Here is a 24,140-nt window from a genome sequence, read left to right as displayed (position 1 = left end):
CAACTTATTTCAGATTTCCGCTCAGTGAGCTGAAACCCTTGTGGGTGACTGACTGCGGGGCGCACTTTACAAGCCTTTTCCTTTCAGTTCAACAGCCTGGCGAAAAAAAGGCCTCGCAATGCGAGGCCTTCCTTATTTCATTGACGCTGCGGATCAGTTGAAAACGATTTCATCGTTCTCCACTGCGCCTGTTGCTGTCGCGCCAGGCAGGAAATGCCCCGACAGGATCAGTTGCGCCAACGGGTTTTCGATCCAGCGCTGGATCGCCCGCTTCAGAGGACGTGCGCCATAGACCGGGTCGTAGCCGACGGCTATCAGCTTGTCCATCGCTTCCGGGCTCAGTTCCAGCTTCAGCTCGCGCTCGGCCAGACGGCTGCGCAGGCGGCCCAACTGGATCTCGGTAATACCCGCGATCTGATCCCGCGCCAAAGGCTCGAAGATCACCACCTCGTCGACCCGGTTGATGAACTCCGGACGGAAGTGCGAAGTCAGCGCATCCATGACTGCCGCACGTTGTGCCTCACGATCACCGACCAGCTCCTGGATCTGCGACGAGCCGAGGTTAGAGGTCATGACAATCACGGTATTGCGGAAATCGACCGTACGGCCATGACTGTCGGTCAGGCGCCCATCCTCAAGCACTTGCAGCAGAATGTTGAACACATCCGGATGCGCCTTCTCGACTTCGTCCAAGAGGATCACCGAGTAAGGCTTGCGCCGCACCGCTTCGGTCAGGTAACCGCCCTCTTCGTAACCCACGTATCCCGGTGGCGCACCGATCAGCCGTGCCACGGAATGTTTCTCCATGAACTCGGACATGTCGATCCGCACCATCGCCTCTTCAGTATCAAAGAGGAACTCGGCGAGTGCCTTGCACAGCTCGGTTTTACCGACACCGGTCGGGCCGAGGAACATGAACGAGCCGCTCGGACGATTCGGGTCGGACAACCCGGCACGCGAACGGCGCACCGCATTGGAAACCGCCACGACCGCTTCTTCCTGACCGATCACGCGCTTGTGCAACAGGCTTTCCATCTTCATCAGCTTGTCGCGCTCGCCTTCGAGCATTTTCGAGACAGGGATGCCGGTCCACTTCGACACGACTTCCGCGATTTCTTCCTCAGTCACCTTGCTGCGCAGCAACTGGTTTTCGCTCTTGCCGTGCTGGTCGACCATTTGCAGGCTGCGTTCCAGATCCGGGATGACCCCGTACTGCAATTCCGCCATGCGGTTCAGATCGCCTTTGCGGCGCGCGGCTTCCAGTTCCTGACGGGACTGTTCGATCTTCTGCTGAATCTGTGCAGAACCCTGCACCTCGGCTTTTTCCGAGTTCCAGATTTCTTCCAGATCCGAGTATTCGCGCTCGAGACGGACGATTTCTTCCTGAAGTTTTTCCAGGCGCTTCATCGCCGCTTCATCGCTTTCTTTCTTCAGTGCCTGAGATTCAACTTTCAGCTGAATCAAACGGCGCTCCAGACGATCCAGCACTTCCGGCTTGGAATCGATCTCCATGCGGATGCGGCTGGCGGCCTCGTCGATCAGGTCGATGGCCTTGTCCGGCAACTGCCGATCAGTGATGTAACGGTGGCTGAGCTTGGCCGCCGCAATGATCGCGCCGTCGGTGATCGCGACTTTGTGGTGAACCTCGTAACGCTCTTTGAGGCCACGCAGGATCGCGATGGTGTCTTCTTCGCTCGGCTCTTCAACCAAGACTTTCTGGAAGCGTCGCTCGAGGGCCGCGTCCTTCTCTATATATTGGCGGTACTCGTTGAGCGTGGTTGCGCCAACACAATGCAACTCGCCGCGAGCCAGCGCTGGCTTGAGCATGTTGCCCGCATCCATGGAACCTTCGCCCTTACCGGCTCCGACCATGGTGTGCAGTTCGTCAATGAACAGAATGATCTGCCCTTCCTGCTTCGACAGCTCATTGAGCAGCGATTTCAGGCGCTCTTCGAACTCACCGCGATACTTGGCACCGGCAATCAGCGCGCCCATATCGAGGGACAGCAGACGCTTGCCCTTGAGGCCATCCGGCACTTCGCCATTGATGATGCGCTGGGCCAGACCTTCGGCAATCGCGGTTTTACCCACGCCAGGCTCACCGATCAGCACCGGGTTGTTCTTGGTGCGACGCTGCAGAACCTGAATGGTGCGACGGATTTCGTCGTCACGGCCGATCACCGGATCGAGCTTGCCGTCTTCGGCGCGCTTGGTGAGGTCGACGGTGTATTTATCCAGCGCCTGACGCGACTCTTCGTGGTTGGCGTCGTTAACGGCTTCGCCACCGCGCAGGTTGTTGATCGCGTTTTCCAGGGCTTTCTTGCTCACGCCCTGGCCGAGCAACAGCTTGCCGAGCTTGCTGTTTTCGTCCATCGCAGCGAGCAACACCAGTTCGCTGGAAATGAACTGATCGCCCTTCTGCTGGGCCAGACGATCAGCCTGATTGAGCAGGCGCGCCAGATCCTGCGACATATTCACGTCGCCAGTCGGGTTCTGGATTTTTGGTAATTGATCGAGTTCTTTGGTCAGCTCTTTTCGCAGGCTGTTGACGTCGAAGCCTACTTGCATCAACAGAGGTTTGATCGAACCACCCTGCTGTTCAAGCATGGCCTGCATCAAGTGCGCCGGCTCGATGGCCGGATGATCGTGGCCGACAGCCAACGACTGGGCGTCGGACAATGCCAACTGTAATTTGCTGGTTAAACGGTCTATACGCATGGGTCACCTTCCTTTTGAGCAGGCCGGACCTAAAAACCATCCTGAATAAAGAAACCTGCCAGATACCACTGTAGATGCGGTCGATTCTGCGAGATTCAAGCGGCGGAGAGTTGATGCAGGTCAGGCAAGTCTAGCGGGTGAGCCAGATAAGGGAGGCGAACCGACCAGTGCGAGATGCACGGCGGTAAGAAAAGAAGCGCGGGTCGGTCACGGTGCAGAAACCGCCACCATAAACAGCAGTGACACCACGGGCTGCCAGACGCAGGCGCGCCAGCATGTAGATGTCAGCCATGAACTTGCCTGCATTGTCGCTCGGTACGAACGCTTCTGCTGCTTCAGGCAGTTGATTGATGAAGACTTCCCGAACTTCCGGGCCGACTTCAAAGGCTTTCGGGCCAATGGCTGGACCGAGCCAGACCAGCACCTCTGCCGCCGGAACATCGAGGCTGTCGAGAGTTGCCTCAAGCACGCCCGCCGCCAGACCACGCCAACCGGCATGAGCGGCCGCGACACGCGTGCCGGCACGATCGCAGAACAATGCCGGTAGGCAATCGGCCGTCATCGCCGCGCAGGCAATGCCCGGCGTTGCCGTCCAGCTCGCATCAGCGGTCGCGACGATACTCGGATCAGCATGCGCCACGGCAATCCCGTGAACTTGCTGCAACCAGGCAGGCTTTATAGAGAAGTGATCGGTCAGACGCCGACGATTCTCGGCAACGGCCTCGGGACGATCATCAACATGATCGCCCAGATTGAGGCTGTCGAACGGCGGCTCGCTGACACCTCCCTCGCGGGTGGTGACACAGGCCTTGACGCTGGCCGGCGCAGGCCAGTCCGGCGTCAGCCAGTTCATCCGATGAAGGCCTCGCGATCCTGTTTGAGCAGGGTCAGCAGCCAGACGAAATCTTCCGGCAACGGCGATTCCCAGCTCATGCGCTGACCGGTCGTCGGATGATCCAGCTCAAGGAAACGCGCGTGCAGTGCCTGACGCGGGAATTGCTTGAGGGTTTCGACCATGTTCACGTTTGCAGCTGGCGGAATGCGGAAGCGACCGCCGTACGCCGGATCGCCGACCAACGGGAAGTTGATGTGCGCCATGTGCACGCGAATCTGGTGAGTACGACCGGTTTCCAGTTTTACCCGCACGTGAGTGTGGGAACGGAAACGCTCCAGCACGCGATAGTGGCTGACGGCAGGCTTGCCGCCCTCCATCACCGCCATGCGCTGGCGCTGCTGGCCGTGACGACCGATCGGGGCGTTGATCTTGCCCCCGGCGGTGACCACGCCAATCACGATGCACTCGTAGATCCGGCTGACGCTGCGACTCTGCAATTGAGTAACAAGCTTTGTCTGCGCCTGAATGGTCTTGGCCACCACCATCAGACCGGTGGTGTCCTTGTCCAGACGATGCACGATACCGGCGCGCGGGACATTGATGATGTCCGGCACGTGGTGCAGCAAGGCGTTGAGCAAGGTGCCATCGGCGTGACCGGCGGCCGGGTGCACCACCAGGCCCGCAGGCTTGTTGATCACCAGGATGTCGTCATCTTCGTAGACGATATCGAGTTCGATGTCCTGGGCGATCCACTCACCCTGAGCTTCCTGCTCGGCAGTCAGTTCAAGGATGGCACCGCCATGAACGATGTCGCGCGGGCGGATGACCGCCCCGTCCACAGTCAGGCGACCTTCTTTGATCCAGGCGGAAAGGCGCGAGCGAGAGTGCTCAGCGAAGAGTTGGGCAGCGACTTGATCGAGGCGTTGGCCGCCCAATTCGGACGGCACCTCTGCGCGAAGTTCAATTTTATCGGACATGCTCTGACTGTGCGTCGGCACAGCTTTTGGTTTCGGCTGCGCGCTTGTGGTTAAATACGGCGTCTTTTGCCCCGAGGCTTTTCAACGGGGCGCTCATCATAACAGGACGGCCCCGCCCAAGACAGCGGCCGTCATAGGGACGCAAGCCGCCATGCAAGTGAAACACCTGCTGCTGATCGCCATCCTCGCATTGACCGCTGCTTGCTCATCGAAGGAAGTCGTAGACGAAAACCTGAGTGAAGCCGAGCTGTATCAGCAGGCTCAGCAGGACCTGGACAACAATAGCTACACCAGCGCCACAGCCAAGCTGAAGGCTCTGGAGTCGCGTTATCCATTCGGTCGCTACGCCGATCAGGCACAACTCGAACTGATCTATGCGAACTACAAGAACGCCGAGCCGGAAGCTGCAAAGTCTGCCGCCGAGCGTTTCATTCGTTTGCACCCGCAGCACCCGAACGTGGATTACGCGTATTACCTCAAGGGTCTGACTTCCTTTGACCAGGACGTCGGCCTGCTGGCGCGCTTCCTGCCGCTGGACATGACCAAGCGTGACCCGGGCGCTGCCCGCGACTCCTACAACGAGTTCGCCCAGCTGACCAGCCGCTACCCGAACAGCCGCTACGCGCCGGACGCCAAGCAGCGCATGATCTACCTGCGCAACCTGCTGGCCGCCTACGAAATCCACGTAGCCGACTATTACCTGACCCGTCAGGCCTACGTCGCCGCCGCCAACCGTGGCCGTTATGTAGTGGAAAACTTCCAGGAAACCCCATCGGTCGGCGACGGCCTGGCGGTGATGACCGAGGCTTACCAGCGTCTGCACCTGGACGAACTGGCCAACACCAGCCTGGAAACCCTGAAGCTCAACTACCCGGATCACCCGACCCTGCAAGACGGCCAGTTCGTGCCAAGGGTTGCAGAAGCCGACAACCGTTCGTTCCTGAGCAAGGCGACCCTCGGTCTGATCGAGTCGCGTCCGCCGCTGCCGCCGGGAGAGACCCGCGCCAACCAGGACGTGCAGAAGCAGTATCAGGACGCGAAAGATTCGATCCCGAACGAGCTCAAGCCTAAAGACGAGAACGGCGACGTGATCGAAGAGCCGGAGCCGGAATCTACCGACACCGACCGCTCGTGGTTCAGCTACATGACTTTCGGCGTGTTCGACTGATCACACCGGATGTACAGAAAAGGGAGATCTTCGGATCTCCCTTTTTCATTACCGCGCTTTAATAGCGCTGTGCGCTTGTCAGGACCTTGGCTAAACTGCCGAATCATCCGTCGAAAAGCCGCTCATCATGCTTCGTTTATTGTTCTGGATTGCCCTGATATTTGCCGCGATATGGCTGTGGCGCAAGTTCAAGGCCCCTGCTTCGTCCGCCCAATCCCCTCGCGAGCAAGATGCTGCGCCGATGGTGCGCTGCGCCCATTGCGGCGTGCATCTGCCCCGCGACCGCGCGCTGAGCCTTCAACAACAGTGGTATTGCAGCCAGGCTCACCTCGAGCAAGGCCCAGGCTCCAGTGATCGCTGAGGCCGCCCACGCCGACAGCAAACAGGCTCAGCGACTGCTGCGCCTTTATCATCTTTACCGCTTAAGTGTCGGCATCACCTTGGTGCTGCTGATCTCCAGCAACATGGACAACCGCCTGCTGACGTCGGCCAACGACGATCTACTGCGCAACGGCAGCTGGCTGTATCTGGTGCTGAACATTTTGCTGGTGGTGTTCCTGGAGAACGTCCGACGCCCGGCGCAATTATTCAGCCTGGCGCTGGTCGACGTACTGCTGCTGTGCGGCTTGTTCTACGCGGCTGGCGGCGTGGCCAGTGCGCTCGGCAACTTGCTGATCGTTTCAGTGGCGATCAGCAACACCTTGCTACGCCGACGCATCGGTCTGCTGATCGCTGCCATCGGCGCCCTCGGCATTGTCGGTTTAAGCTTTCTTCTGAGTTTCAGACATCCCCTGAGCGCCAACGAATACCTGCAGGCCGGCACCCTCGGCGCGCTGTGTTTTGCCGCATCGTTGCTGGTGCAAGGGCTGGTCCGGCGGCTGGAGGTCAGCGAAACCCTGGCCGAGCAAACCGCCAGCAAAGTGGTCGGCCTGGAGGCTCTCAATGCGCTGATCCTGCAACGCATGCGCACCGGGATCCTGGTGCTCGACGAACAACGCCGTGTACAACTGGCCAATCACAGCGCGCAGACCCTGCTAGCGCAATCGCACCTTCAGGGCCATTTGATCGACGATTACTCGACCGCGCTGGTCGAACGCCTGCAACTGTGGCTGAACAACCCGACACTGCGTCCACAGAGCCTGAAAATCCCCGGCAACGGTCTGGAATTGCAGCCAAGCTTCATCGCCCTCGAACAAAGCCCCAATCAACAAACCCTGGTGTTTCTCGAAGACCTCGCGCAGATCGCTCAACAAGCCCAGCAACTGAAACTTGCCGCGCTCGGGCGTTTGACCGCCGGCATTTCCCACGAGATTCGCAATCCGTTGGGTGCCATCAGTCATGCGGCGCAGTTGTTGGGCGAGTCCGAGGAACTCGATAGCGCGGATCGGCGTCTGACGCAGATTATTCAAGACCACTCCCAGCGCATGAACCGAGTTATCGAAAACGTCCTGCAACTGTCCCGCCGTCAACAGAGCGCTCCACAACGGCTGGACCTCAAGCCGTGGCTGGAAAACTTCGTCACTGAGAGCCGCATGCAGGCTACCGAGCGGCAGAAGATTCATCTGCGGATCAACTCGGGCGACTTTGCGACCCTGATGGATCCCGACCAGCTCACACAAATTCTCGACAATCTTTTACGCAACGGCTGGCGTCACAGCGCCTTGCTGCATGATCCGGCCGAGGTCTGGCTGGCCCTGTTCATTGACCCCGACAGCCAACTGGCGGTGCTCGAAGTGCAAGACAACGGTCCCGGCGTGCCGCTTGATCAGCAGCCGCATCTGTTCGAACCGTTCTTCACCACCAGCAGCCAAGGCACTGGCCTGGGGCTTTATCTGTCCCGTGAGCTGTGCGAAAGCAACCAAGCGCGCCTAGACTTCAATCCACGCCAAGGCGGCGGCTGCTTTCGCATCACCTTTGCTCACGGACGGAAACAAAGTTGAACACGAGCCCACGGCAAAAAATCCTCATCGTCGACGACGAACCGGATATCCGCGAACTCCTGGAAATCACCCTGGGACGGATGAAACTCAACAGCTACAGCGCACGCAATCTGGCTGAGGCCCAGGCGCTGTTACAGCGCGAGACCTTCGACCTGTGCCTGACCGACATGCGCCTGCCTGATGGCACGGGGCTGGAACTGGTGCAGCACATTCAGCAACGTTATCCACAACTGCCGGTGGCGATGATTACCGCGTACGGCAGCCTGGAAACGGCAATCAATGCGTTGAAGGCCGGGGCTTTCGACTTTCTGACCAAACCGGTAGATCTCACCCGACTGCGGGAATTGGTCGCCACAGCACTGCGCATGCCCGCCGTTGGCGACGCAAGCACCTCAATTGATCGACGTTTGCTGGGTGATTCGCCGCCGATGCGCAACCTGCGCAAACAAATCGACAAACTTGCTCGCAGCCAGGCACCGGTCTACATCAGCGGTGAATCCGGCAGCGGCAAAGAGCTCGTCGCACGACTCATCCACGAACAAGGGCCCCGCGCCGGCAAGCCGTTCGTGCCGGTGAACTGCGGGGCAATACCCTCGGAACTGATGGAGAGCGAGTTTTTCGGCCATCGCAAAGGCAGTTTTACCGGCGCAGTCGAGGACAAACCGGGCCTGTTCCAGGCTGCACAGGGCGGGACATTGTTTCTCGATGAAGTGGCGGACTTGCCACTGTCGATGCAGGTAAAGCTGCTGCGGGCGATTCAGGAAAAAGCCGTACGCAGTGTCGGCGGTCAGCAGGAAACCGTGGTCGATGTGCGCATTCTCTGCGCGACGCACAAGGACCTCGACGCAGAAGTCGCCGCCGAGCGCTTTCGTCAGGATCTTTATTACCGGCTAAACGTGATCGAATTGCGTGTGCCGCCCCTGCGCGAGCGACGGGATGACATTGAAGTGCTGGCGGCGCACATGCTCGCGCGCTTGGCCAAGGACACTTTGCAACCGGTGGCGGCCCTGCATCCGCAGGCCTTGGAAGCGCTAAAGAACTACCGGTTTCCGGGGAATGTGCGGGAACTGGAGAACGTGCTCGAACGCGCGCATACCTTGTGCGAGAACCGTACGATTGAGGCTGAAGATTTGCGCTTGAGCGAGGGCAACTGTGCGGCGGATAGCGGGATTGCCGATCTGACGCAGATCGACAATCTGGAAGATTATCTGGAGAACGTCGAACGTAAACTGATTTTGCAGGCGCTGGAGGAGACCCGCTGGAACAGGACTGCGGCGGCGCAGCGGTTGAGTCTCTCATTCAGGTCGATGCGTTATCGCCTGAAGAAACTCGGTCTGGACTGATCCTTTACAAGATCGCAGCCTTCGGCAGCTCCTACATTGGAATGCGTTTCCTGTAGGAGCTGCCGAAGGCTGCGATCTTTTGACCCTGGTTTTAAATCCGCCCGGCCGGTGCATACGGCGCTGGATCAATAATCGGCGCTCGCCCCAGCATCACATCGGCAAACAACTGACACGACGCCGGCGCCAACACCAACCCGTTGCGGTAATGCCCGCAATTGAGCCACAAACCTTCAAACCCTGGCACCCGGCCAATGTAGGGAATCCCCTCCGGCGAACCCGGACGCAACCCTGCCCAATGCCCCACCACTTCGGCATCGGCCAGTGCCGGCAACAATTCAACTGCCGAGGCCTTGAGGCTTTGCAGTGCCACATCGGTCGGGGTCTTGTCGAAGCCTTCATGTTCCAGCGTGCTGCCAATCAGTGTGTGCCCGTCGCGACGCGGAATCGCATAGCGCCCCTTCGCGAGCACCATGCTCGGCAGAAAGTCAGCCGCACACTTGTAGAGGATCATCTGGCCTTTGACCGGCTCTACGGGCAGCGTCAGATCCAGCGTCTTGAGCAGATCACCGCTCCACGCGCCAGCCGTTAGCACGACCTGATCGCCAGTGATCACGCCAGTGGAAGTCTGCACGCCAACAACCCGCTCGCCCTCGCGAACAAAACCGCTGACTTCGCACTGCTCATGAATCGTCACGTTCGGCAGCGCCAGCAAGGCTGCTTTCAGGGATTTCACCAGGCGAGGATTTCTTACGTTGGCCACATCGGCCATGTAGATAGCCCGCGAGAATCCAGCACCGAGCACCGGCACTGCATCGTGCGCAGCCGAGATATCCACGGCCCGCAACGGACGGTTTTCCCGTTCCGCCCACGCCAGCGCGTCGGCTTCGTCGTCCAGATCCAGCCAGTACAAACCCGTGGTATGGACTTCAGGATCAACGCCGGTGTCGGCAAACAAACGCTCGCCGAGCTGTGGATAAAAATCCTGCGACCAATGCGCCAGGGCGGTGACTGCCGGGCTATAGCGCCACGGATACAGCGGAGAAACGATACCGCCGCCCGCCCAGGACGATTCCTGGCCGACATTCGAGCGGTCCAGCAGCACCACGCTGCGCACTTCGGAGGCGAGATTGTAGGCCGTCAGCAGGCCAATCACCCCGCCACCGACAATCACCACTTGCTGTTGCCTGGTCATGTTTGATCCAACCGTAAAAAAGACAGTGGGCGCAAAAGGCGCCCGAAGATAAGCGCCTCAGCGGCCCCAGCAATCCTTGGTGGTCAGCCCGGTGGTCGCGTTGTTCATGCTTCTGACGCCGGTGTTGGTCAGGGTGAAATCCCCGCACTTGTCGGTGGCCATGGCCGTGCCCGTTTTACGGGCGGCAGTCAGCAGGAAGGTCTGATCAGTGATCGTCGGCGTGAGGGTGTAGAAATCATTACCCGCGCTCAGGCCGGTGATGCCGGTATAGACATTGTTCTTGGTGTAGAAGCGTTCGAGGCTCTGTGCCTGTTCCGAGAGCAGCGACACCACTTCGGCGCGGCGGCCTTTCTTCACGTATTCGTTGTAACTTGGAATGCTGATGGTGAGCACAATCCCGATGATCGCAATCACGATCATGATTTCGATCAGGGTGAAACCTCGGTTGGATCTGCGCATGCCTCAAACTCTCACTTACTGTATTTGTCGCCACATGATACGACGACTGCCGCCGCCGCCCTTTTCTACAATGATGGTGATGGTGCCGCTGGTGTCGGTCATGCCTTTGCGTTTGCCGTCACTGGAGATGAAGTTCAGCGTCGGAATGCCGCCAGTGAATATCACGCCACTGGAGATCGTGTCATTGCTGTCGACCAGGCTGTCGGAATTGGTGTCGAGCACGGCATAGTTGAGCATCTTACCGCTGAACGCATCGAGTTCGACCAGTTTGCCGGTACCGAAACTCGCACAGGGATCGGTGGTGTCGACGCTGGCCGTGGTGAAGACGATGCGGCCCAGCACGATACTCGCTTGATTGATCACCCGCTCGCCGGTCAGCACGTTGTTATACACCAGCGGCAAGTACCAGCCCTTCTCCCCCGGATACGTCGTCTCGTTCTGCGTTGTGGTCAGGAATTGCCCGGTGCTACCGGAGAATGAGCCAGTAATTGCCTGCGGCTGCAAACTGCTGACGGTCAACTGCCCGGCCCCGCCATCGGCATCCCACACTGAATAGAACGCCTGCAAATCCTTGTTGGTCTTGTCGGCGGTTTCGTTGAATTTACCGGTACCGACGAAGATCTGTTTGCCGCCCGCTGCGTTGTCCGCCAGCAAAGGTTGCGCCGTGATCGGCTGCGTCGCCCCGCCCGCCGTGGTGAACAGCGGCTTGCCGGAAAACGCCACGCCCCAGCTGTCGGGTGCTGTGGCGCTGAGGTCGAATTTCCACAACCGCCCCTTCAAGTCACCGCCATAGGCAGCCTGCACCACGTTTTGCGAGTTGACCTTGAGCTTCACCGAGGACAAACCGTTGCTGGTGTCCGTACTGTCGACAACGATCTTTTTGATCAGCGAACCGTCGCGTATATCCAGCACATACAGCGCTGCCAGCCCCGAATTGCTGCCATAACCGTTAGAGATAAACGCGGCCCAGCGACCATCGGCCAAGCGTGCCACTTCCGGTCGCGCATAGGCATAACCCAGATCATTAAAAACGTTGCCGGTGTTGGCGATGGCCGGCGCGCTGACTTCCCACAACGCACGCATGACGTTGCCTGCGGAGGCATCGAACAGTTGCAGCGCGTAGAAGGTTTTGCCACCCGCACCGGTGCCGCCAATGGCGAGGGTTTTCCAGGCGTTGTTGAGTTGCGCGTCATACACGCCGACCTGGCCGTCGACCAGAAACTTGTGGCTGACGCCATTGATGTAATTCGGGTCGGCGATCAAGCGCAACGACGGCAACACACTGGACGGCATGTAGGCGTAACGCCGGGTACCATTGGCCGAGTTGATGACGTTGACGAAACCATCGTTGGCATTCACCACCAGGCTGGCGCTCATGTTCGCCGCTTTGGTCGTCAGGTAAGTGCTGTAAGTGGTGTCGTTCGACAGGTCGGAGGCGGTTTTGTCCGTGGGCGCGGCCAGCACCAGTGGCGAATTGATGATGTCGCCGAGCAATACACTGCGAGCCCTGAGTCCGCTCTTGTTGGTGCCCTTGCTCCACTCCACCAGATCAATACCGGTAATGCCGGTTGGCAGACCTCCACTTAGCGTCGTCTGTTGCGCCGCGGAAAAATTACCGTAGGCCAGGGTGACGGCAGCGTTGCTTGAGGTGTTCCAGGATTGGTAGGTCGGCGCGGTGGCCCCCGGAACAACTGTGGTGTCGGTGTTCCAGAGTGCCGTCGATGTATTAACGGTTCCGGCCGATGTGAAGCCGAATGCCTTGATCGTGCCGCGCCAGTCCTTGGGGTCATAGGTGGTCTGATAGAAACTGCTGCTACTGCTGAGGGTGGTCCCGCTGACAACACCGGCACCACCGGAACCGGCCTTGGAGGTGATGTCGCTCAGCGCCGATGACAACGCCGCATTGAGGCCAGCGCTGTCGGTCGCCTGATAGTAACGACCCTGCCCGTAACTCGCCGCGTCGGAGAGCATGTCGTTGTCAGCGGCGAAGCCCACGGTGTAGGTGTTCATGTTCTGCTTGGGGAAATCCACTGCGTTCCAGCTCTTGCCTGCTGCGTCGGTGCCGGTGGAGCGCATGTCGATGTCGTAAGCAAATTTGGCGATGTCATCCAGATACAACGTGTCACCCTCACCGTCGCCGTTAAGGTTGTCGCCGTCATTGTTGACGCCGTCCCAGTTCGGCAAACGGTTCGTGCCCAACGGATCATTGGTCGGGAAGGTACGGTCGAACGTCGGCAACCCGTCAGTGATCACCACGCCGTAATTTTTCTGGCAGCGGTACTGGATCGGGCTGGTGTAGGTGCTCGGTGTACTGTTGTAGAACGGCGCCATGCCGCGCATGTAGCGAGTGACTTCGTAATAGGTTTCCGCCAATGGCGTGTTGGCCACGGCGCTCAAGTTGTTGATCGAGGAGATCAGCACGTTGTAATTGGAGTCAGCCTGGGCCTGGGTCACGCTACCGGCGACCGCTGACAGATCAGCAATTGAGCGGGCAATGTAGCCACCATTGCCAGAGTTGGTGCTGGTCGCCGGGTTGAACGTCGACAGGCCCATGCGCAAAGTCCGGTTGCTGCTGACCAGTGCCGTGGAAACGTTGCGTGCGACGTTGATTCGGTAATCGTTGGGGATCGCCCCGGTGGTGAAGTCGCGGGTGCCATTGTTGATCGCAAGACTGACCACGTAAGAAATGTAATCCCCTGAATAGCGTGTATTACCGCCACCCACCGGGTCCGGCAGCTTCAGGCAAAGCGGCGCAAGGCTGTTGTTGTAAAACGCATAGGCACCGCCAGAGCAACCTGAGGTCGGCAGACTCGACAAGAACACGGTATCGCCCGTAATCGCTGGCGCATTCAGGCCTGAGCACAACCCCAGGAACGCATTGCACTCCCGGGCGGGCGTGCGGTTGAGCGTCGGATCGAATCCCGCCGCATAGATGATGCTGTTCATGCTCCCCGAATCGTCGATCAGCAACATAACGTTCGGTGGCACCGCCGCCGCACTCAGCAATGGCGAGTCAGACGGCGTGAACGCATAAGCCGGTGCGGCCAGATAGAAAGTCAGCAGCATGCCGGTCAGCAGAGATGCGCAGCGTTCAAAACTTCGCATAGACACTCTCCACAACGCTACGCGAAGTACCGGCGATGCCGACAGCGGTCACCCGATAAAGGGTCGCCGACGTGTTGCTCGGTACATTCACGGCGGTCAGCGTCGTACCGATGTTCTGTACGCCATAGAAGCCGTTGCCTGCGGCGATCCAGAGTACCCCCGAGGTCGAATTGAGCCCCGCCGCACTCACCACCGACGACTCGGCTGGCGGCGCACATTGCGTGGTGCCGCTGCACACTGCCAAAGCAAAACTGTCCAGTTGCACCGCGCTCTCGCCCACACGCAACGCCGCTTCGGCGGTCTGAAATGATTGATTGCGCAGGCCTACGCTGCCGGCCATTTTTTCCTGCAGGTTGGCACTCTGCATCGATGAAAGGCCGATCATCGTCATCAGCAACAGAAACACCAGGCTGACCAGCAGCACCATGCCCTTCTGTGCCTGACGCTGATGGAGAGAAATCCTCATCACCCTGCCCCTCACTGCAAGCGGTTGCGCAAAGCGGCAACCACGTTGAAGGTTTGATTGCGCACCCGGTTGTTGGGGTCGGCGAGGGTCAGGCTCAGGCGCACGCTGCGAATACGTGCCGGATCGCCCGGATTGGTGCTGTAGGTCGAGGCTGCGACATCCGTCGCGGAACTCGCCAGACCGAATGTCACGTTGAAAGCACTGACGTTGTTCACCAGCACCTGTTGCGCCGGGTTGCCGCTGCCAGTACCCATCAGTATCTGGTTGTTGCTGAAGCTGTAGATCAGACGTCGTATCGGGAAGGCGATCTGCCCGGTTGCCGGGCTTCGCAACCCGGTGTAAGCCGTCGCGCTGTTGCGGCAATCAGACAGCACTGTCCAGGTGGGTGTGCCGCCGCTACCACCAATATCCGCCGTGACCAGCGTCAGCTTGAGATTGGCGTTATCCCAATTGATCGGCGTGATCTGCGCCGCATTGAAGTCCCCGGCATTGCTTGAATCGGTGATGACGCCAAGGCAGCCGAACATTCCGACCATGCGGATTTCCTGGATCATTTTGCTCAATACGAAGCGCGCGTCTTCCTGCATGGCAGCAGCGCTGTTCTGGCTGACGTAGGTGTTTTTTGCGGCAATGAAAATCTGCACCACGCCCAACACTACGATCAGCCCCAGCGCCAAAGCGATCAGTAATTCGATAAGACCGAAACCGTGGTTTTGGCGCTTCATGGCGTGACCACCGGATCAACGGCGGCTCGACTGCTCAGGACAAAACTGCGTTGAGCATTGGCCGTGTTGGCCGCGCGCGCGTCACTCCAGGTGATGGTGATGGTGTAAACCCGCTGGTTGAGGGTGATGCTGCCAGTCGCAGTCGGCCCGCCGAAGTTGACGATACTGGTGGTGAAATCGTAGAGATCCTGATCGCGGGCGTTGCCCAGGTTGGCCGAGATCGGTGGCGTAATGGTGTAATTCGCGCCGGAGTTGGCGCGGATGCGGTCCATCATGTCGTAGGCGATGAAACTGGCCTGACTGGTCATGCGTGAACTGTCGGTGTATTTCAGTGCATTCAGTTGCACCGCCGCCGCACCGAGCAGCCCGACCGTCAGAATCAGCAACGCAACCAGCACTTCGATCAGCGTCATACCCTGCTGTACGCCTTTGCTCCCTGCCCTCATCCGCAACTTCCACCCAGTTGAATTCGTCCGTTCAAACACACGTTAAGCGTCCTGCTCTGCGTTCCCAGCGTGTAACTGATGACCACTGCCGTTGAGGGTGCGGCCAGACCGCCGAGGTTGTTGAAATCCAGCGCGGTCACTCCTGAGGTTAGCGTCAGAGTGGCGCCGCTGCTCATCGCCGGAACAACCCGCAACACATTGGCCGCAGTGCCAGTACTGTCGTAGACAGCCAATTCACCGGTCCAGACGCTGCCCCCGGCGGTCGGACGCAGGCGCAGCGTCGTGCCGCGGTCAATCGCTTCGAGCCTGGCGAAATTGATCGCCCGCTGCAGATCGCCCATTTCGGTATCGGCCTTGCTGCTTTGTATCGATCGGGTGAAAGCGGGCACCGCCAGTGTGATCAGGACCAAAAAAATCGCGATGGCGACCAGCAACTCGATCAGCGTGAAACCTTTTGTACGATGATCCATCGATGCCCTCCGTTGCCGTCGGCTATACCTGCTTCTACACGCTAGAACATTCAATCAATACATGTCGGTTGATTTACTCGCAGCGGCGCACGGAACGCGTCGCTGATCACACTCCAAGGAGGGCGTTTTCATGTCGCAACAAGGCTTCAGCCTGATCGAACTGCTTATGGGACTGGCGATTGGCGCAATTGTTCTGCTGCTGGTCAGTCCGGCGTTTGCCACGCTCACCGAATCGAACCAGCGCGACCAGGCTGCACAGTCATTGATCGAGGGCATCCGTAACGCTCGCACAACGGCCATCACGCGTAATCAGACTACGATGATTCACGGCATCAACGGCGATTGGAGTCAGGGTTGGCGGATCATTCTGGATATCAGCGGCAAGGGGCCGGAGGACAGCAGCAACCCGCTGCTGCTGGAGCATGCGAGTGACGCGAAGGTACCGATCGTCGGCAATTGGCTGGTGAATCGTTATGTGCGGTTCAGCAGTCTGGGGCAACCGCTGATGCCCGGGCGCAAGTTTCAGGCGGGGACGTTACATATCTGCTCGACTCGCGAGCCGGTCAGCCAGCGCCAGATAGTGCTGGCGGCGACCGGTCGCGTGCGCCTGAGCAGCGAAAAGACTGAACAGGCGCTGTGTCAAAAAGCAAAAAGCGTTAGATCGAACGGACGCGCAGCTCTTTCGGCATCGAAAACGTGATGTTCTCTTCGCGCCCGGCCAGCTCATCGGCACCCGTAGCGCCCCACGCGTGCAACTGCTGAATAACGCCGCGCACCAGCACTTCCGGCGCCGAAGCACCGGCAGTGATGCCGATACGCTCGACGCCATCGAACCAGCTCTGTTGCAGGTCTTCGGCGCCGTCGATCAGGTAGGCCGGCGTGGCCATGCGTTCGGCCAGTTCACGCAAGCGGTTGGAGTTAGAGCTGTTCGGGCTACCGACCACCAACACCACGTCGCACTCGTCGGCCAGTTGCTTGACGGCGTCCTGGCGGTTTTGTGTGGCGTAGCAGATGTCGTCCTTGCGCGGGCCACCAATGGCCGGGAAACGCGTACGCAGCGCATCGATGACACGGCTGGTGTCGTCCATCGACAGCGTGGTCTGGGTGACGAAGGCCAGTTTCTCCGGGTTGTGCACCTGCAGTTCGGCGACGTCTTTCTCGTCTTCGACGAGGTAGATCGCGCCGCCATTACTGGCGTCGTACTGACCCATGGTGCCTTCGACTTCAGGGTGACCGGAATGGCCGATCAGGATGCATTCACGACCGTCGCGGCTGTATTTCGCGACTTCGATGTGCACCTTGGTGACCAGCGGGCAAGTAGCGTCGAACACCTTCAGGCCACGACCAGCGGCTTCGGTACGCACGGCTTGCGATACGCCGTGAGCACTGAAGATCACGATGACGTCGTCCGGCACCTGATCCAGTTCTTCGACGAAAATCGCCCCGCGACTGCGCAGGTCTTCGACGACGAACTTGTTGTGCACCACTTCATGACGCACGTAGATCGGTGGCCCGAAGACTTCCAGGGCGCGGTTGACGATTTCGATCGCCCGGTCCACACCGGCGCAGAAGCCACGGGGATTGGCGAGTTTGATTTGCATGCTGTGCCTCGTGTCTTGCGCGCGAAAACAGTTAAAAACACTGTGGGAACTTGCTCTGTGGCGAGGGGATTTATCCCCGATGGGGTGCGAAGCGCCCCCTATCCAGCCACCACAATTCTCAATGGAACCGCGGTGTCAGGCCTTGGGGGCGCTTCGCACCCCATCGGGGATAAATCCCCTCGCCACAGAGGCTCCTTGTACTTTTTACAACGCTTTGACGGAGAAAATTTCCACGTCAAAGGTCAGCGTCTTGCCAGCCAGCGGGTGGTTGAAGTCGATGGTCACTTGCGCATCATCGAACTCTTTTACCACGCCCGGCAGCTCAGTATTGGCCGCGTCGTTGAAGATCACCAGCAAACCGGGTGACAGTTCCATGTCGGCAAACTGCGAGCGCGGGATGATCTGCACGTTCTGCGGGTTCGGTTGACCGAAAGCGTTTTCCGGCTCGACGGTCAGCGTGCGCTTGTCGCCGGCCTTGAAGCCGAACAGCGCCGCTTCAAAACCCGGCAGCAGGTTGCCGTCGCCGACCTTGAAGGTCGCCGGGGCCTTGTCGAACGTGCTGTCGACGGTGTCGCCGTTCTCCAGGCGCAATGCAAAGTGCAAAGTGACTTCCGTGTTCTGGCCAATGCGTTGCTCAGCCAATACTTGTTCAGTCATGAGCGGCCTCTTCGGTTTTCTTGGATTTGAACATATCCAGTGCCAGCATTACCGCGCCAACGCTGATAGCGCTGTCGGCGATGTTGAACGCCGGGAAGTACCAGCGATTCTGCCAGTGCACCAGAATGAAATCGATCACATGGCCCAGGGCCACGCGGTCATACAGATTGCCCAACGCACCACCCAGCACCAGCGCCAAGGCGATGGCCAGCCAGGTTTCGTTGCGACCCAGACGCTTGAGCCAGACCACCAGCACCGCGCTGACCACAATCGCGATCAGGGCGAATAGCCAGCGCTGCCAGCCGGAACTGTCAGCCAGAAAGCTGAAAGCAGCGCCGGTGTTGTAAGCCAGGGTCCAGCTGAACAAATCGGGGATCACCACGATCTGCTGGAACATTTCGAGCTTGTTTTCAAAGTAGAACTTGCTGGCCTGGTCGATGACCAGCACCAGCAAGCTCAACCAGAGCCAGCCCAACCGTCCGAAACGGCCAATGGCGTTAGGCATAGTGACGAACCTCGCCAGCGCCGCTGATGTTGTCGACGCAACGACCGCAGATTTCCGGATGCTCCGGGTTCACGCCGACGTCTTCGCGGCAGTGCCAGCAGCGAGCGCATTTCGGGAAAGCCGATTTGACGATCTTCAGCTTCAGGCCGCTGACTTCGGTAGCCACCGCGTCGGCCGGAGCCTGCACGAATGGCGCAACGCTGGCGGTCGAAGTGATCAATACAAAGCGCAGTTCGTTGCTCAGCTTGGCCAGGTCGGCAGTCAGAGCCTCTTCGGCAAACAGCGTCACTTCGGCTTGCAGGTTGCCACCGACAGCCTTGGCTGCGCGCTGGATTTCCATCTCTTTGTTGACCGCGACTTTCACTTCCATGATGCGATCCCAGTACTCACGGCCCAGCTCGAAGCCTTCCGGCAGTTCGGTCAGACCTTCGTACCAGGTGTTGAGCATGACGGATTCGTTACGCTCGCCCGGCAGGTATTGCCACAGTTCGTCGGCAGTGAAGGCGAGGATCGGCGCGATCCAGCGCACCAGCGCTTCAGAGATGTGGAACAGCGCAGTCTGGCACGAGCGACGTGCCTTGCTGTCGGCGCCGGTGGTGTACTGGCGATCCTTGATGATGTCGAGGTAGAAACCACCCAGCTCCTGCACGCAGAAGTTGTGGATCTTGGAGTAGACGTTCCAGAAACGGTATTCACCGTAGTTCTCTTGCAGCTCGCGTTGCAGCAGCAAGGTGCGATCCACCGCCCAACGATCCAGCGCGAGCATTTCTTCAGCCGGCAGGATGTCGGTAGCCGGGTTGAAACCGGTCAGGTTGGAAAGCAGGAAGCGCGCGGTATTACGGATCCGGCGGTAGGCATCGGCACTGCGAGCCAGGATCTGCTCGGACACGGCGATTTCGCCGGAGTAGTCGGTCGAAGCCACCCACAGACGCATGATGTCGGCGCCCAGGGTGTCGTTGACTTTCTGCGGCGCGATCACGTTGCCCAGGGATTTGGACATCTTGCGGCCGGACTCATCGACGGTGAAGCCGTGGGTCAGCAGTTCGCGGTACGGCGCGTGGTTGTCGATGGCGCAACCGGTCAGCAAGGAGGAGTGGAACCAGCCACGGTGTTGGTCGGAACCTTCCAGGTACAGATCGGCACGCGGACCGGTCTCGTGGCCCATCGGGTGCGAACCGCGCAGGACGTGCCAGTGCGTGGTGCCCGAATCGAACCAGACGTCGAGGGTGTCGCTGATCTTGTCGTACTGCGGCGCTTCATCGCCCAGCAGTTCGGCGGCGTCCATCTTGAACCAGGCTTCGATGCCTTCGACTTCAACGCGCTTGGCGACTTCTTCCATCAGCTCAACGGTGCGTGGGTGCAGCTCGCCGCTTTCCTTGTTGAGGAAGAACGGGATCGGCACGCCCCAGTTGCGCTGACGCGAGATGCACCAGTCGGGACGGTTAGCGATCATCGAATGCAGGCGCGCCTGGCCCCAGGCCGGAACGAACTTGGTTTCTTCGATGGCTTTGAGCGAGCGTATACGCAGGGTGTCGCCGCTGACCGGCTCTTTGTCCATGCCAATGAACCACTGCGCGGTGGCGCGGTAGATCAGCGGAGTCTTGTGACGCCAGCAGTGCATGTAGCTGTGTTCGATGACGGTGGTGTGCATCAGCGCACCCACTTCGGTCAGTTTTTCAACGATGGCCGGGTTGGCCTTCCAGATGAACTGGCCGCCGAAGAATTCCAGCGTCGGCACGTAAACACCGTTGCTCTGAACTGGATTGAGGATGTCATCGTTGACCATGCCGTACTTCTTGCAGGTCACGAAGTCGTCTACGCCATAAGCCGGGGCGGAGTGAACCACACCGGTGCCGGCGCCCAGTTCGACGTAGTCGGCCAGGTACACCGGCGACAGACGGTCATAGAACGGGTGACGGAAGTTGATCAGCTCCAGTTCTTTACCAGTGGTGGTCGCAACCACCGAGCCTTCCAGGCTGTAGCGAGCCAGACAGGCTTCGACCAGCTCTTCAGCCAGCACCAGCAACTTGTCGCCGACATCAACCAGCGCGTAGTTGAATTCCGGGTGAACGTTCAGCGCCTGGTTGGCCGGGATGGTCCACGGGGTGGTGGTCCAGATCACGATCGAGGCAGGCTTGGCCAGCGACGGCAAGCCGAACGCGGCAGCCAGTTTGGCTTCGTCAGCGATCGGGAATGCCACGTCGATGGTCGACGACTTCTTGTTTTCGTACTCGACTTCCGCCTCGGCCAAAGCCGAACCGCAATCAAAGCACCAGTTCACAGGCTTGAGGCCCTTGAACACGAAACCGCCCTTGACGATTTCAGCGAGAGCGCGGATTTCACCGGCCTCGTTCTGGAAATTCATGGTCTTGTACGGGTTGGCGAAGTCGCCCAGCACGCCGAGGCGGATGAATTCGGACTTCTGCCCTTCGATCTGCTCGGTGGCGTAGGCGCGGCACAGTTCGCGGGTCTTGTCCGCGCCCAGGTTCTTGCCGTGGGTCACTTCAACCTTGTGCTCAATCGGCAGGCCGTGGCAGTCCCAGCCGGGCACGTACGGCGCGTCGAAACCCGAAAGGGTTTTCGAGCGGATGATCATGTCCTTGAGAATCTTGTTCAGAGCGTGACCGATGTGGATCGTGCCGTTGGCGTACGGAGGGCCGTCGTGCAGGACGAACTTCGGACGATCCTTGCCAATCTCGCGCAACTTTCCGTACAGGCCAATACTGTCCCAGCGCTGCAGAATCTGCGGTTCGCGCTGTGGCAGGCCGGCCTTCATTGGGAAGGCGGTGTCCGGAAGGTTTAGCGTGGCTTTATAGTCGGTCATTTAAGGCTCTTCATTAGCGATGGGCGCTAGGTGCGGCTAGTGCACGGGCGGTGGCGACATCCGCATTGATCGCCGTTTTCAGCGCCTCCAGAGAGGCAAATCGCTGCTCTTCACGCAGCTTCTGGTGGAAAACCACCGTCAAACGCCGGTCATACAGATCGCCGGCAAAATCTAAAAGATGGACTTCAAGGTGGGCCTTGCCATCACCTTGCACCGTGGGCCGTACGCCAATATTGGCGACGCCGGGCCAGGTCTTGCCGTCGATGTCGACATCCACCAGATACACCCCGGTGAACGGCACACGACGACGCTTGAGTTGAATATTGGCAGTGGGCGTACCCAATTGCCGGGCCAGCTTCTGGCCATGCAGCACACGACCGGCGATGCGGTATGGGCGACCGAGCAAACGTTCGGCCAAGGCAAAATCGGCCGCGGCCAAGGCGTTACGCACTTGGGTGCTGCTGACACGAATGCCATCCAGCTCGACGGTTTGCGCGGCTTCGACGGTAAAACCGTGAACCTGCCCGGACTGCAACAGGAAATCAAAATCGCCGAGGCGGTCGCAGCCAAAACGGAAATCGTCACCGACCTCCAGATGCTGCACGCCGAGCCCGTCCACCAGAATGGTGTCGACGAACTCACTGGCGCTGAGTTTGCTCAGACGCTGGTTGAAGGCCAGGCACAAGACCCGGTCGACACCTTCGGCGGCCAGCAGCTGCAGCTTGTCGCGTAACCGGGCCAAACGCGCCGGGGCGGAGTCGGGGGCGAAAAACTCCCGCGGCTGCGGCTCGAAAATCACCACGCAGCTGGGTACGCCCAACTCGAGCGCACGCTCACGCAGTCGGGCCAGGATAGCCTGGTGACCACGGTGAACACCGTCAAAGTTGCCAATAGTGGCGACGCAGCCCCGATGCTGGGGGCGCAAGTTGTGGAGGCCTCGAACCAGCTGCATAACGCGCTTCTTGCTCATAAAGTGGTCGATTATAACCACACCCGACGGTCGACGACAGGCAACACCGTAACGCAAAGTGATCGAGCCGACAAAACTGTCGGCCCGCGCCCATTCATAAAGGGTAAAACCTCAGCTCAAGGCCTTGCGATTGAAGTCGCGCAGACGGAAACCGAGCAGCAGCAACATACCGAAATACGCAACCACGCCCGCCGCCACCAATGCGCCCAGACGCAGGAAGCGCTCAAGCATGTGGCCTTGATCCCACGCCGGCATGAAATGCATGCCGATCAGCAACACAACCGACATCACCGCCACTGCCACGATCAGTTTGAAACCGAACTTGGCCCAACCCGGTTGCGGCTGGTACATCTGCTGTTTGCGCAACTGATAGAACAGCAGCCCGGCGTTGAGGCACGCACCGGCACTGATCGCCAAAGCCAGCCCGGCGTGGGCCAGCGGCCCAATCAATACCAGGTTGAACAACTGAGTGCAGACCAGCGTGAAGATTGCGATTTTTACCGGCGTACGGATGTTCTGTTGCGCATAAAAGCCCGGCGCGAGCACTTTGATCACGATAATCCCGAGCAGACCGACAGAATAGGCAACCAATGCGCGCTGAGTCATTTCAGCATCAAAGCCACTGAATTGACCGTACTGGAACAGCGAGACGGTCAACGGTTCGGCGAGGATCCCTAGCGCCAGCGAGCACGGCAGCACCAGCACAAAACACAGACGCAGGCCCCAGTCGAGAATCCGCGAGTATTCGTGGCGATCCTTGCTGGCGTAGGTTTTGGCCAACGTCGGCAGCAGAATCGTGCCCAATGCCACACCCAGCACACCGGATGGCAACTCCATCAAACGGTCGGCGTAATACATCCAGGACACTGAGCCGGCGACCAGAAACGAGGCGAATATGGTGTTGATGATCAGCGAAATTTGGCTGACCGATACGCCAAGGATCGCCGGCAGCATCTGTTTCATCACCCGCCACACGCCGGTATCACGCAGATTCAGGCGCGGCAGCACCAGCATGCCAATCTTTTTCAGGTGCGGCAGTTGAAACAGCAACTGCGCCAGACCACCGACCAATACCGCCCAGCCGAGCGCCATGACCGGCGGATCGAAGTAGGGCGTGAGGAACAGCGAAAACACGATCATGCTGACGTTGAGCAAGGTCGGCACGAACGCAGGCACCGAGAAGCGGTTCCAGGTATTGAGGATCGCACCGGCCAGCGAGGACAGCGAGATCAGCAATATATAGGGGAACGTCACCCGCAAGAGGTCAGAGGTGAGCTGGAATTTTTCCGGGGTATCGGTGAACCCCGGGGCGGTGGCCCAGATGACCCAAGGCGCGGCGATCATGCCCAGCGCCGTAACCAGCGCCAGCACCAGCGTCAGCAAACCCGACACATAGGCGATAAAGGTGCGGGTCGCTTCTTCGCCCTGCTGGCTTTTATATTCCGCAAGAATGGGCACGAACGCTTGGGAAAAAGCCCCTTCGGCGAAGATCCGCCGCAGCAGATTGGGCAATTTGAAGGCGATAAAGAAGGCATCTGTCGCCATTCCGGCGCCGAATATTCGAGCAATCAGCGTATCGCGAACAAACCCGAGAACCCGGGAAATCATCGTGATAGAGCTGACGGCGGCCAACGATTTGAGCAGATTCATTGAAGGAGTTTGTGCCTGTCGATAAACAGCAGGCGAATAAAGCGCCCACTTGTGCGATACTCCGCGCCGCAGCAGCACAGAGCCAAAGC

General features: G+C 59.3%; 21 protein-coding genes. 5 read left to right on the top strand and 16 right to left on the bottom strand.

The window, feature by feature from the left end; all coding sequences use genetic code 11:
• Positions 1–153 precede the first annotated feature (153 nt).
• The 3 genes from clpB to rluD form a co-directional block, all read right to left on the bottom strand.
• Positions 154–2,718 (bottom strand): ATP-dependent chaperone ClpB, encoded by a 2,565-nt coding sequence (gene clpB / locus ICA15_RS24835; RefSeq protein WP_150602211.1) that lies wholly within the window; start codon positions 2,716–2,718, stop codon positions 154–156.
• A gap of 130 nt (positions 2,719–2,848) precedes the next feature.
• On the bottom strand, positions 2,849–3,571 hold the full coding sequence (pgeF, locus tag ICA15_RS24830) for a peptidoglycan editing factor PgeF (protein ID WP_210554906.1): 723 nt from the start codon (positions 3,569–3,571) through the stop codon (positions 2,849–2,851).
• Positions 3,568–4,530 (bottom strand): 23S rRNA pseudouridine(1911/1915/1917) synthase RluD, encoded by a 963-nt coding sequence (gene rluD / locus ICA15_RS24825; protein ID WP_042561128.1) that lies wholly within the window; start codon positions 4,528–4,530, stop codon positions 3,568–3,570. Before rluD ends, pgeF begins: the two co-directional genes overlap by 4 nt.
• 151 nt (positions 4,531–4,681) lie before the next feature.
• Between rluD and ICA15_RS24820 the strand changes: the two genes are divergently transcribed.
• The 4 genes from ICA15_RS24820 (at position 4,682) to ICA15_RS24805 (ending at position 8,981) form a co-directional block, all read left to right on the top strand.
• Positions 4,682–5,698, top strand: a complete 1,017-nt coding sequence (locus tag ICA15_RS24820) for an outer membrane protein assembly factor BamD (RefSeq protein WP_150617369.1) — start codon at positions 4,682–4,684, stop codon at positions 5,696–5,698.
• Between the two features lie 127 nt (positions 5,699–5,825).
• A complete protein-coding gene (locus tag ICA15_RS24815) occupies positions 5,826–6,059 on the top strand; it encodes a PP0621 family protein (protein WP_042561130.1) in 234 nt (77 codons plus the stop codon).
• Positions 6,049–7,638: a two-component system sensor histidine kinase NtrB gene (locus tag ICA15_RS24810; RefSeq protein WP_210554905.1), complete on the top strand. Its 1,590-nt coding sequence runs from the start codon at positions 6,049–6,051 to the stop codon at positions 7,636–7,638. The genes ICA15_RS24815 and ICA15_RS24810 overlap by 11 nt, the downstream gene beginning before the upstream one ends.
• Positions 7,635–8,981, top strand: a complete 1,347-nt coding sequence (locus ICA15_RS24805; RefSeq protein ID WP_210554904.1) for a sigma-54-dependent transcriptional regulator — start codon at positions 7,635–7,637, stop codon at positions 8,979–8,981. The genes ICA15_RS24810 and ICA15_RS24805 overlap by 4 nt, the downstream gene beginning before the upstream one ends.
• Before the next feature lie 91 nt (positions 8,982–9,072).
• On the opposite strand, the gene thiO is transcribed toward ICA15_RS24805, so the two are convergent.
• From thiO to ICA15_RS24770, 7 genes are read right to left on the bottom strand one after another with little or no spacing between them, the layout of a single operon-like run.
• The gene (thiO, locus tag ICA15_RS24800) at positions 9,073–10,173 is read right to left on the bottom strand and encodes a glycine oxidase ThiO (RefSeq protein ID WP_210554903.1); all 1,101 of its coding nucleotides are present in this window, start codon (positions 10,171–10,173) and stop codon (positions 9,073–9,075) included.
• 57 nt (positions 10,174–10,230) lie between these two features.
• On the bottom strand, positions 10,231–10,632 hold the full coding sequence (locus ICA15_RS24795) for a type IV pilin protein (RefSeq protein ID WP_047303296.1): 402 nt from the start codon (positions 10,630–10,632) through the stop codon (positions 10,231–10,233).
• A gap of 15 nt (positions 10,633–10,647) precedes the next feature.
• A complete protein-coding gene (locus tag ICA15_RS24790; protein ID WP_210554902.1) occupies positions 10,648–13,737 on the bottom strand; it encodes a pilus assembly protein in 3,090 nt (1,029 codons plus the stop codon).
• Entirely contained in the window at positions 13,724–14,203 is a 480-nt protein-coding gene (locus ICA15_RS24785; protein ID WP_150617365.1) for a PilX N-terminal domain-containing pilus assembly protein, read from the bottom strand. Before ICA15_RS24785 ends, ICA15_RS24790 begins: the two co-directional genes overlap by 14 nt.
• Before the next feature lie 11 nt (positions 14,204–14,214).
• The gene (locus ICA15_RS24780) at positions 14,215–14,928 is read right to left on the bottom strand and encodes a PilW family protein (RefSeq protein WP_150602203.1); all 714 of its coding nucleotides are present in this window, start codon (positions 14,926–14,928) and stop codon (positions 14,215–14,217) included.
• On the bottom strand, positions 14,925–15,374 hold the full coding sequence (gene pilV / locus ICA15_RS24775; protein ID WP_210554901.1) for a type IV pilus modification protein PilV: 450 nt from the start codon (positions 15,372–15,374) through the stop codon (positions 14,925–14,927). The genes ICA15_RS24780 and pilV overlap by 4 nt, the downstream gene beginning before the upstream one ends.
• Positions 15,371–15,844, bottom strand: a complete 474-nt coding sequence (locus ICA15_RS24770; protein WP_150617362.1) for a GspH/FimT family pseudopilin — start codon at positions 15,842–15,844, stop codon at positions 15,371–15,373. The genes pilV and ICA15_RS24770 overlap by 4 nt, the downstream gene beginning before the upstream one ends.
• 130 nt (positions 15,845–15,974) lie before the next feature.
• On the opposite strand from ICA15_RS24770, the gene ICA15_RS24765 reads away from it, so the two are divergent.
• A complete protein-coding gene (locus ICA15_RS24765) occupies positions 15,975–16,544 on the top strand; it encodes a GspH/FimT family pseudopilin (protein ID WP_210554900.1) in 570 nt (189 codons plus the stop codon).
• On the opposite strand, the gene ispH is transcribed toward ICA15_RS24765, so the two are convergent.
• The 6 genes from ispH to murJ form a co-directional block, all read right to left on the bottom strand.
• Positions 16,501–17,445 carry a 4-hydroxy-3-methylbut-2-enyl diphosphate reductase gene (gene ispH / locus ICA15_RS24760; RefSeq protein ID WP_210554899.1) on the bottom strand — a complete coding sequence of 315 codons (945 nt, stop codon included), beginning with the start codon at positions 17,443–17,445 and terminating at the stop codon, positions 16,501–16,503. The genes ICA15_RS24765 and ispH overlap by 44 nt on opposite strands.
• A 204-nt stretch (positions 17,446–17,649) precedes the next feature.
• The gene (fkpB, locus tag ICA15_RS24755; protein WP_191624081.1) at positions 17,650–18,087 is read right to left on the bottom strand and encodes an FKBP-type peptidyl-prolyl cis-trans isomerase; all 438 of its coding nucleotides are present in this window, start codon (positions 18,085–18,087) and stop codon (positions 17,650–17,652) included.
• Between the two features lie 7 nt (positions 18,088–18,094).
• Positions 18,095–18,607, bottom strand: coding sequence for a signal peptidase II (gene lspA, locus ICA15_RS24750; protein WP_150617359.1), 513 nt, complete (start codon positions 18,605–18,607; stop codon positions 18,095–18,097).
• Positions 18,600–21,431 (bottom strand): isoleucine--tRNA ligase, encoded by a 2,832-nt coding sequence (gene ileS, locus ICA15_RS24745; protein ID WP_210554898.1) that lies wholly within the window; start codon positions 21,429–21,431, stop codon positions 18,600–18,602. Before ileS ends, lspA begins: the two co-directional genes overlap by 8 nt.
• Positions 21,432–21,444: 13 nt before the next feature.
• A complete protein-coding gene (gene ribF / locus ICA15_RS24740; protein WP_210554897.1) occupies positions 21,445–22,383 on the bottom strand; it encodes a bifunctional riboflavin kinase/FAD synthetase in 939 nt (312 codons plus the stop codon).
• A gap of 129 nt (positions 22,384–22,512) precedes the next feature.
• Positions 22,513–24,051 (bottom strand): murein biosynthesis integral membrane protein MurJ, encoded by a 1,539-nt coding sequence (gene murJ, locus ICA15_RS24735; RefSeq protein WP_150602196.1) that lies wholly within the window; start codon positions 24,049–24,051, stop codon positions 22,513–22,515.
• Positions 24,052–24,140 lie beyond the last annotated feature (89 nt).

This window comes from Pseudomonas sp. P116, from assembly GCF_020149425.1.
In the GTDB taxonomy this organism is placed as follows: domain Bacteria; phylum Pseudomonadota; class Gammaproteobacteria; order Pseudomonadales; family Pseudomonadaceae; genus Aquipseudomonas; species Aquipseudomonas anatoliensis.
Note: the sequence above shows the minus strand (reverse complement) of the source record. Positions and strands in the feature narration are given on the sequence as shown.